The sequence below is a fragment of the Candidatus Nitrosopumilus sp. bin_68KS genome (genome assembly GCF_054095825.1).
The window spans coordinates 66,494-76,818 of record NZ_JBSWSP010000001.1 but is presented as its reverse complement, the minus strand read 5'-3'; the positions used below and the strand labels follow the sequence as shown (position 1 = coordinate 76,818).

Annotated in this window: 8 protein-coding genes; 4 read left to right on the top strand and 4 right to left on the bottom strand. The window is 33.8% G+C overall.

What is annotated here, in order from left to right:
- Positions 1-105: 105 nt before the first annotated feature.
- Together ACW9W3_RS00475 and ACW9W3_RS00470 are read right to left on the bottom strand one after the other, a co-directional pair.
- Entirely contained in the window at positions 106-708 is a 603-nt protein-coding gene (locus ACW9W3_RS00475; protein WP_457764212.1) for a winged helix DNA-binding protein, read from the bottom strand.
- A gap of 127 nt (positions 709-835) precedes the next feature.
- The gene (locus ACW9W3_RS00470; RefSeq protein WP_457764206.1) at positions 836-1,198 is read right to left on the bottom strand and encodes a hypothetical protein; all 363 of its coding nucleotides are present in this window, start codon (positions 1,196-1,198) and stop codon (positions 836-838) included.
- Between the two features lie 64 nt (positions 1,199-1,262).
- Between ACW9W3_RS00470 and ACW9W3_RS00465 the strand changes: the two genes are divergently transcribed.
- Together ACW9W3_RS00465 and ACW9W3_RS00460 are read left to right on the top strand one after the other, a co-directional pair.
- Positions 1,263-2,015 carry a phosphoglycerol geranylgeranyltransferase gene (locus tag ACW9W3_RS00465; protein ID WP_457764205.1) on the top strand — a complete coding sequence of 251 codons (753 nt, stop codon included), beginning with the start codon at positions 1,263-1,265 and terminating at the stop codon, positions 2,013-2,015.
- A gap of 13 nt (positions 2,016-2,028) precedes the next feature.
- Positions 2,029-5,400: a DNA polymerase II large subunit gene (locus ACW9W3_RS00460; RefSeq protein ID WP_457764204.1), complete on the top strand. Its 3,372-nt coding sequence runs from the start codon at positions 2,029-2,031 to the stop codon at positions 5,398-5,400.
- A 3-nt stretch (positions 5,401-5,403) separates the two neighbouring features.
- On the opposite strand, the gene ACW9W3_RS00455 is transcribed toward ACW9W3_RS00460, so the two are convergent.
- Positions 5,404-6,726 (bottom strand): serine hydroxymethyltransferase, encoded by a 1,323-nt coding sequence (locus ACW9W3_RS00455; RefSeq protein WP_457764203.1) that lies wholly within the window; start codon positions 6,724-6,726, stop codon positions 5,404-5,406.
- A gap of 104 nt (positions 6,727-6,830) precedes the next feature.
- Here ACW9W3_RS00455 and thsB point away from each other — a divergent pair, with 104 nt between their 5' ends.
- Positions 6,831-8,501, top strand: a complete 1,671-nt coding sequence (gene thsB / locus ACW9W3_RS00450) for a thermosome subunit beta (RefSeq protein WP_457764202.1) — start codon at positions 6,831-6,833, stop codon at positions 8,499-8,501.
- Between the two features lie 55 nt (positions 8,502-8,556).
- Positions 8,557-8,835, top strand: coding sequence for a hypothetical protein (locus ACW9W3_RS00445; protein ID WP_457764201.1), 279 nt, complete (start codon positions 8,557-8,559; stop codon positions 8,833-8,835).
- On the opposite strand, the gene glnA is transcribed toward ACW9W3_RS00445, so the two are convergent.
- Positions 8,832-10,292 (bottom strand): type I glutamate--ammonia ligase, encoded by a 1,461-nt coding sequence (gene glnA, locus ACW9W3_RS00440; RefSeq protein WP_457764200.1) that lies wholly within the window; start codon positions 10,290-10,292, stop codon positions 8,832-8,834. The two genes, ACW9W3_RS00445 and glnA, sit on opposite strands and share 4 nt — an antisense overlap.
- Positions 10,293-10,325: the final 33 nt, after the last annotated feature.

Here is a 10,325-nt window from a genome sequence, read left to right as displayed (position 1 = left end):
AAACTGTCTCGTGGGCTCGGAGATGTGTATAAGAGACAGGGCCTAATTTGTAATGATTTCCTCTTAATTATAACAAAATAAAGAAGAAAAACTCTAAAAGTTTTTTTATGCTATTGAGGGGTTTGTTTGAATCTCTTCAACCTTTGCTAATCCTTTTTCAGTAATTGAATAAGTATATGGTTTTGATTCGGTATTTCTTGCAACATAACCATCCTCAAATAATTTCTTCATTAATCTTGAAGTATGCTCTCTACTTCTCTTTAATGTGATTTGAATATCACGTGATGTCATAGCTTTGTTTGTGATTAGTTGTAATACATAATTAGTTGGGTTTACATGTTCAATATTTGGAATATCAGGCACGGAAATTTGTTTCTCTTGTTTAATTTCAGGAGTAAGAACCTGTCCAGTTGGTTTCTCCTCAACTTCATTTTTGGTTAATTTCTCTAAGAATTGTTTTAAATCTAAATTTGGATCTTCTGATTTTTGTTCAATTCCCTGTATTTCTAATGCATCTAGGCGTATTTTCATATCAATTAATTGTCTTTCATAGTATTCTAACCGCTCTGATTGTGATGCATCAAACATTTCATTTTTAGTTTTAACAAAGGGACGAATTTTGTAGTATAGATATAATCCCCCTAAACCAATAACAAATGCTAAAATCACACCTAAAATCACTTCAGGCTCAGGAATCTCTACTAACATCACAACTTTTACGCCTACATCGTGATTTATCGTGATTGAACAATATTATTTCACACTTTAGATTAACAAACTCACACACTTTATCACAAATAACTCAAATGAGTATGAATGACTATAATCACACATATCACATATTACATGCCTGTCGAATGAGCCTGTCTATCACAGTAATCACTTCATCTTCTCTTTCAGGAAATATATCACTCTCATTAATCACACTTATCTGTTCTGAGAGTTTTGATATCACGTCAATATCATCAGGTAAAAGTATGCCTAAACCTCGTAAAAGTATGATTGAATAGAATAACCCAATCAATTTGTCTCTAGATTGCCCAACTTGCCTATAATACGCACCTTTACTAATAGAAAAACTGGATTCAAGGAGATCTTTCTGATTTAAAATAATTTCAATTTGTCTCTCTGTAAACAGTGATTTTTTGATAATTTTACGTATAATATTGTTAAAATTAGATCCTTCCAACTCTGTCATAGCTATACAAAACTGTATACCACATTCCAATTAAACTTTAAAGAGTCATCTACAAATCCATTTTATGACTGAAAATAAAGTTGAAGACTTTCTAAAATTAGAATTAAAAAAGAAAAATGCATTGTTGTTTGTTTTAATTGATTCAGAAGTATCTAATTTACAGGCATCATCTAAACTTGCAAAAGATGTTGAAAAGATAGGCGCATCAGCAATTCTAGTAGGCGGTTCATCAGCTACTGATCAAATTGAGATGGCTCAAGTTGTTAAAGGAATCAAACAAGGAATTAAAATCCCAATTATCTTATTTCCTGGTAATGTTACTGGTGTTGTTCCTGATGCAGATGCAATCCTATTTAGCTCCTTAATGAACTCAGAAAATCCTTATTTTATTACTCAAGCACAAGCTTTGGGGGCTCCAAGTGTTCTTAAATTTGGTTTAGAACCTCTACCAACTGCATATTTAGTAATAGGCGAAGGAACATCTGCCTGGTTTGTAGGTTCTGCTAGAGGAATTCCCTTTGATAAACCAAAGATTGCAGCAGCATATGCCTTAGCTGCTCAATTCCTTGGTATGAGATTTGTATACTTAGAAGCTGGTTCTGGGGCAAAATCCAACGTTACTCCTGAAATGGTTAAAACAGTAAGACATGCATTTAATGGATTTTTAATTGTTGGAGGTGGTATCAAAGATGTTAAAACCGCAGAAAGTTTGGTTAAAGCAGGAGCAGATGCATTAGTGATAGGAACATTCCTTGAAAAAGGAGGAAGTATTTCAAAACTAGAAGAAATAGCAAAAGCAATTCAAAGAAGCAAGTAATAGAACACATACCATGTCTGAAAACGACGCAATATCTCGTATTAGCGGAATTAATATGCCAAATTATTATCTTGATTATTACACAAATCTTTCAACTGACACATATTCAATTTTTCAACATGCTGCAAAGGCAAAATCTAGCTTGGTAGATTCTTCAGGAATAATAGAGCCAAAAATTGCATTTGATCTGGCTGATCGAGTTGCAAAGATGCACGAAATTGATATTGCAGATCCTTTAAGAGAACTTCTAAAAATTAATGGAAAAGAACTATCTGCATTAATACTTTCAAAAGAAATCGCTTTGGGAAAGTATTCTCTACCAGATGCAACTTTAGAAGAAAAACTTGATCTAGCAGTGCGTGTAGGTCTTGCAATTGTTACTGAAGGAGTTACCATTGCACCATTACAAGGAATCAGTGAGGTAAAAATTAAGAAAAATAAAGATGGTACTGATTATCTTTCAGTTTCAATAGCAGGCCCAATGCGTTCAGCAGGAGGAACAGAATCTGCTGTAACAATGTTGATTGCAGACCATGTTAGAAAAACTGCTGGATTATCAAAATATCAAGCCAATTCATTTGATGATGAAACAGGTAGATTTGTTGAAGAATTGCGAATCTATGAAAGAGAAGCTAGTAGTTTCCAATTCCATATACTAGATGAAGATATTGAACATGTGATTTCTAACCTTCCTGTAGAATTAGATGGTGTAGATACAGACCCTTATGAAGTTGTAAATCACAAATCTATGACTCGAATCAAAACTGATAGAGTTAGAGGTGGAGCTTTACGAGTTTTAAACGATGGATTAATTGGAAGATCAAAAAAACTTCTAAAAAGAATTGAATTATACAATTTAGATGGTTGGGAATGGCTCAATGATCTAAAAGGAGCAGTTCAGACTGGCGATAATCAAGAGGATGCAGCTGCAAAGAGAATGCGAGAGGTAATTACTGGAAGATCAGTATTATCAATGCCTAACAAACTAGGCGGATTTCGATTAAGATATGGAAGAGCATGTAATACAGGGTTTGCAGCAGTTGGGATTCATCCTGTAATAGCTGAGATCCTTGATCATACAGTTGCTGTAGGAACACAAATCAAAATTGACATTCCTGGAAAAGGAGCCACAGTTGCTTTTGTTGATTCCATAGATACGCCAACTGTTCGTCTCAATAATGGGAATGTAGTAAAAATTAGAGATGTAAAACATGCATTAGAAATTAAAAATGAAATTGAAAAAATATTACATCTAGGAGATATACTGATTTCTTTTGGAGATTTTCTTGAAAATAATGCACAATTAATTCCATCTGGATATGTTGAAGAGTTCTGGATTGAAGAACTTAAACAAAAAATCCAAAATATTGAATCTGATTATCTAAAACAATTCTTAAACAAGATTCCTTCAGCTGATGAAGCAATAAAAATTTCACTTGATTTTAAATTTCCACTTCATCCTCATTATCTGTATTATTGGGATAAAATTTCCCCCGAAGATCTTTTGGTTCTCTTAAAACCAAATAATTTTAGTGAAACATTAATTGAATATCCAATAAAAATTAAAAAAATTCTTGAAAATCTTGGTACTCCTCATAAAATCAATAATGAAAAAATTATTTTAGAAAGTCAAGAAGCAAAAATATTCTTTAATTTATTATTTAGAGAAAAACCAATAATCAACGATTTATCAGTTCCTCAAATAATTTCAAAAACATCTGGAATTAAAATCAAAAATAAATTTTCTACGTCAGTTGGTGTTAGAATAGGAAGGCCCGAAAAAGCAGCTGCAAGGCAAATGAAACCTCCAACACATGTATTATTTCCAGTAAGTGATAAGGGAGGACCTACCAGAGATCTTCTAAAAGCATCTAGAAATGAACACTTTTTTGCAAATATCTTTAACAGAATTTGCAACAAATGCAATGAGCCTTCAATTGGAATAAAATGCTCAAACTGTGGTGTTAAAACAACAATTACTTATCGATGTACTAATTGCAGAGATACTCTCAATGAACCATTTTGTGAAAAATGTAAACGTAAAGCACCGGCACATTCTCACAAAGAATTTCCACTAAAAACAAGATTACTTTTAGCACAAGAAAAAATGGGACTTCGTGCAAAAGAACCATTCAAAGGCGTTAAGGAACTAATCAATCAGGATAAAATTGCAGAACCTCTAGAAAAGGGACTTACACGACAAAACTTTGGATTAACGACCTTCAAAGATGGAACTGTTAGATTTGACGCAACAAATTCTCCATTAACTCAATTCAAACCATCATGGATTGGAACATCTATTGAGAAACTAAAACAACTTGGGTATTTTCATGATGTAGATGGTAATCTCCTTGAAAACTCAGATCAAATCATTGAACTTCGAATGCAAGATGTGATAATTCCTTACGAAAGTGGAAAATATCTTGTTTCAACTTGTAAATACATTGATACACTTTTACAGAAATTTTACGGCACATCTGCATTTTATAATGTAAATAATTCAAAAGAACTAATCGGACATCTAATAATTGGTTTAGCACCTCACACTTCTGTTGGAATAGTAGGACGAATTATTGGATACACTGAAACCCATGTTTGTTTTGCAACTCCAAATTGGCATTCTGCAAAAAGAAGAGATGCGGACGGTGATGCTGATTCTATAATGCTTCTAATGGATAGTCTTCTTAATTTTTCAAGACAATTTCTATCTGATAGAATAGGTGGATTAATGGATGCTCCATTACTTGTTCAACCTCTAGTTTTACCCCATGAGTCTCAACCACAAGCACACAATCTTGAAGTTACAAAATTCCTTCCTTTAGAATTCTTTGAATCAACATTTAATGAAATTAAAGCATCAGATATTACATCTGTAGATATTATTAAATCACGACTTGAAACTGAAAGGCAATTTTATGATTATTTTTTTACTCATTCAACTTCATCACTTACTACATCAAAATCCCGAAGTGCATATTCCACACTTGGTTCAATGCTAGATAAATTTGATATGCAAGTTAAAAACGCTGACTTGATTGATGCAGTAAATACTTCAGAAATTGTTTCAAATGTAATTTCAACACATCTTGTACCAGACATTATGGGAAATCTTAGAGCATATGCAAGACAAAATTTTAGGTGTACTGCTTGCGGTAAATCCTATCGTCGAATGCCTTTGATTCAGACCTGTATTTGTGGCCATAAACTAATTGCTACTATTACTAGAGGATCTGTAGAAAAATATCTAAAACTTGCAAAAAGATTAGTTGAAAAATATGATGTAAGTGAATATCAACGAGGAAGAATACATGCACTTTCAGATGAAATTGAATTAGTATTTGGTAAAAACCAAGGAGATCAATCACTACTTACAGATTATTCTTAGATATTATCTGAGTTTAACGTATTCGTAAGCACCTAACTTGTTGTCAAAACAGAATTTTACTTTTTGAAAATTCTTTCTAAAAGATTTTACTTTTGTAAGAATTTTCTTCGGATCCTTTTTGTCAATGACAATATTTTTAATGAAAGATGCAATTTCTTCCATTTCGTTCTTTTTCATTCCAAGTCGAGTGATTTCAGAAACTCCTAATCTAATTCCACCTGGATGGAAATAATTTCTTCCAGCCTTGATATCACCTGGAATTAGTTGTCTATTTACAATGATGTTAGCTTTTTCTAAATCAGCTTCGACTTTACCACCATCAGAATAGTCCAAAACATTTACAGCAATTTGATGAGACATTGTAAATCCTTTACTTTCTCCCAAGACTCTGAATCCCATATCATTCAGAGCATCTGCTAAAGACTTTGCATTTTTAATTACCTCAGTTGCATAATCCTTTCCAAATTCTAAAGCTTCTGCAAAAGCAACTGCCTTTCCAGCCATATGATGAATGTGATGACTACTTGTAAGACCAGGAAATGTTGCTTTTTTAATTACTTCTTCATGTTCCTCCGAACCTAAAACAAGTCCTCCTTGAGGTCCAAACAAAGTCTTATGAGTACTCATTGTCATAGTATCTGCACCTTCACGCAAAGGATCTTGGAATTTACCACCTGCAATTAATCCTGCAACATGAGCTGCATCATAATTAATATGAATATCAAAACTCTTTAGAAAATCTGACAATTCTTTGACAGGGTGTGGAAACAAGAATAATGAACCACCAAACATTGCCATTTTTGGAAGACGATTAGCTTTTTCTAAATCCTTCACTTTTTGCTTAGTCTTATCAACATCAATTGCCATATCTTCGGCATCAAATGGATAGAATTCAATTTCTAATCCATGAACTAAACCTGCAGTTCCTGAATGCTCCTTTTTACCATGTGAGATATGTCCCCCAGCTGGAATAGAAGGTGCTAACATTACATCTCCAGGATTAGTAAAAGCAGAGTAAATTGCTAGATTTGCAACAACTCCTGATATTGGTCTTACATCAGCAAATTTTGCTTTAAATAATTTTTTAGCTAGTTTCATACATTCAAACTCAACATCATCTATGTAGACACAGCCTGCATAGACTCTATCACCAGGCCATCCTTCAGCATATCTATTTCCAAAATCAGAAATTATTGCTTCACGAACAGCAGGACTTGGAATATTTTCACTTGCAATCAATGGAATTGAATTTTCAAACCATTTATGATGCTCCTTTAATTTTGCGAAAATTTTATCATAAGATTGTCTATTCTGAGATTTTGCCATATTTTGCAACTTTATTTTCCCAATTTAAAAACACCGATAACAATCAATTTTTCTCTCATCTTGATCTGGAAGGTATAAAAGGGGAATCTTGAGTTTTTGCATCTATGGGTATGACAGCTACTTCAAAGGGAAATATGCCAGTAGTGTTGTTAAAAGAAGGCGGTTCAGAAACTAAAGGCCGAGAAGCACAAAAAAACAATATTGCTGCATGTAAAATTATTGCTGAGATTGTACATACCAGTCTAGGTCCTAGAGGAATGGATAAAATGTTAGTTGATTCCTTAGGTGATGTTACTATTACAAATGATGGTGCAACCATTCTTAAAGAAATTGATGTTCAACATCCAGCAGCAAAAATGCTTGTTGAGATTTCCAAAACCACAGACAATGAAGTTGGAGATGGTACAACATCAGCTGTTGTTTTAGCAGGTGCATTATTAGAACACGCAGAATCTCTAATTGATCAAGATGTTCATCCAACAATTATTGTTGATGGTTATAGAAAAGCTGCAAGGAAAGCTAAAGAATATCTTGAAAGTATTGCAGATAAAATCTCTGCAAGTGATAAATCAATTTTAACTAAAATTGCAAAAACATCAATGCAAACTAAACTTGTTAGAAAAGACGCTGATCAACTTGCAGAAATTATTGTAAAATCAGTGCTTGCAGTAGCAGAAAAGAACGGAGAAAATTATGATGTTGATATTGATGATATTAAAGTAGAAAAGAAAGCAGGCGGATCTGTAAAAGATTCTATGATAATCCAAGGTATTGTACTTGATAAAGAAGTAGTTCATGGAGGCATGCCAAGAAAAATAACTGATGCTAAAATTGCATTAATTAACACTGCATTAGAGATTAGTAAAACTGAAACTGATTCTAAAATTAACATTTCAAATCCTCAACAACTAAAATCATTTTTGGATGAAGAAAACCGAATGCTAAAGACAATGGTTGACAAAGTTATTGGCTCTGGAGCAAATGTAGTATTGTGTCAAAAAGGACTTGATGACATGGCTCAACATTATCTTGCAAAAGCAGGAATTATTGCAGTAAGAAGAATCAAAGAAAGTGATCTTACAAAACTTGCAAAAGCAACAGGAGCAAGAATAGTTACAAACCTTGATGATCTCTTTGAAAAAGATCTTGGCAGTGCAGAAATTGTTGAAGAAAGAAAAATTGAAGAAGACAAATGGGTATTCATAGAGGGATGTAAACATCCAAAATCTGTAACTTTACTTCTTCGTGGAGGCTCGCAAAGAGTAGTAGATGAAGTTGAACGTTCTGTTCATGATGCTCTTATGGTTGTAAAAGACGTAATCCTAAAACCTGAAATCGTAGCAGGAGGAGGAGCTCCTGAAACATTTGCTGCAACAAAACTTCGAAGTTGGGCAAAATCACTTGAAGGAAGAGAACAATTAGCTGCAGAAAAATTTGCTGATGCTTTAGAATCTATCCCATTAGCTCTTTCAGAAAATGCTGGAATGGATCCAATTGATACACTTACACTACTTCGCTCAAAACAACAGAAAGGTGAGAAATGGACTGGAATTGATGTAATGAAAGGAAAAGTAGGTAATATGAAATCAAGCGATATTATTGAACCACTAGCAGTAAAACTTCAGATTGTATCCGCAGCTGCCGAAGCTGCATGTATGATTCTTAGAATTGATGATGTGATTGCCACCCAAAAATCTGCAGGAGGTCCTACTGGCGGAGAAGGTGGAATGCCACCTGGTATGGGTGGAATGCCTGACATGGGCGGAATGATGTAAATTATTTTTAAAAATTTTTCAAAAGTTTATTTGATTACCATATTTACAAAAACCATTGAACAAAACATCATCAAAAGTACTTGCAGGATTTAAGTACATTTACCTTGTAGCCTTTTTTGCACTACTTGCAGGATTTTTCCATCCATTAATTACTAACACAAGTTTTGATAGTGTAATTATTGGAGTTTTGATATTGTTCGTAGGTCTTGCAGGTGGAGTTTTATTGTATAAAGCTGCCACTTCTGAAAAGAAACGAGAAATATTTCTTGGAGGAGGATTTACCTTGATGGCAATTTCATTATACTATATTATTGCACTAACTGGAAGAATCTAAACATCAAAGTATAGATAAAATTCATGCGGATGGGGTCTAATTGCTATTTCACGCTGGTCACGTCTTTCCAATTCTATGATTTTATCAACTACATCGTTTGTAAAAATTGTAGTGAGGAATTTTCTGTCACTTTCTAACTCATCAAGTGCCTCACCAAGACTTTTTGGAAGAACACCTATTCCTCTTCTAGCTCTATCTGATTTAGTCATCTTGAAAATATCATCACGTACCTCATCTCCTGGTTCCATTTTCTTTTTTATTCCATCCATTCCGGCTGCAGTAACAGCAGCAAATACAAGATATGGATTTGATGATGGATCAGGGGCTCTGAACTCTAGTCTTTTTAGATTTGCATAATTCTTTCCTTTGAGATGTTTTGGAACTCTTACAATAGCAGAACGGTTTCCTGAACTCCATGCAATATATGCTGGAGCCTCATAACCTGGAACTAATCTGTGGTATGAGTTAGTAGTAGGATTGCCAATTGCAGATAATGCTTTTGAATGATTAAGGATTCCACCACAAAAATATCTCCCAAGCTGACTCAATTCAATCTCATCATCTAGATCAAAGAATGCATTTTCTTTTCCTTTCCATAAACTAACGTTAACATGCATCCCAGATCCTGAATCCATTGCAATTGGTTTTGGCATCATTGTTGCAACTTTTCCATATTTCTGTGCAACATTTCTAATTACATATTTGTATGATTGGGCAGCATCTGCAGCATTTGTCATGTAATCATATTTTATATCAATTTCACACTGTCCAGCAGTTGCAACTTCATGATGATGGTTATCACATAAGATCCCAAAATTATTTTTCAAAATATTTACACACTCATTTCTATACGGTGTAAGAGTGTCTGATGGTGTACTAGGATAATATCCTTCTTGCAATCCCATTGGATATCCATCTCCTGATTGACTCCATGGAGCTTCTTTTGATTCAATTGAATAGGATTGACCTTTGTATGGCGTTAGAACATCCCAATGAACTTTATCAAAAACAAAAAATTCTACTTCTGGACCCCATGTACTAAAATCAAAACCTTGAGTTCTGATATATTCTTCAGCTTTTTGAGAAATTCCCCTTGGATCTCGTGACAATCGTCCTCTATCTTCTCCCCAGTAAATATCACAAAGAAGTCTAGCAGTTTTATTTTCAGTCATCCAAGGAATTATTGCAAATGTATTTGGATCTGGCTTTAACAGTAGATCTGAATCATTAATGTTAGCAAAACCAACTATGGATGAACCATCTAATTTTGGTAATCCATCTCTCATCTGTTCAGGCGTAAAAGTATCAGCTGAAATTGTAGTATGATGAAAATGACCTGTTAAGCCAGTAAATTGTAAATCGATAAATTGGATACCTTCATGTTGAATTCTGGAGAAAACTTCATCGGGAGAATATGTTACTTGTATTGCTTTACCATGACTTACTTTATAGGGCAATTTTTTACTTCAATCAAACACAAATACATCCAG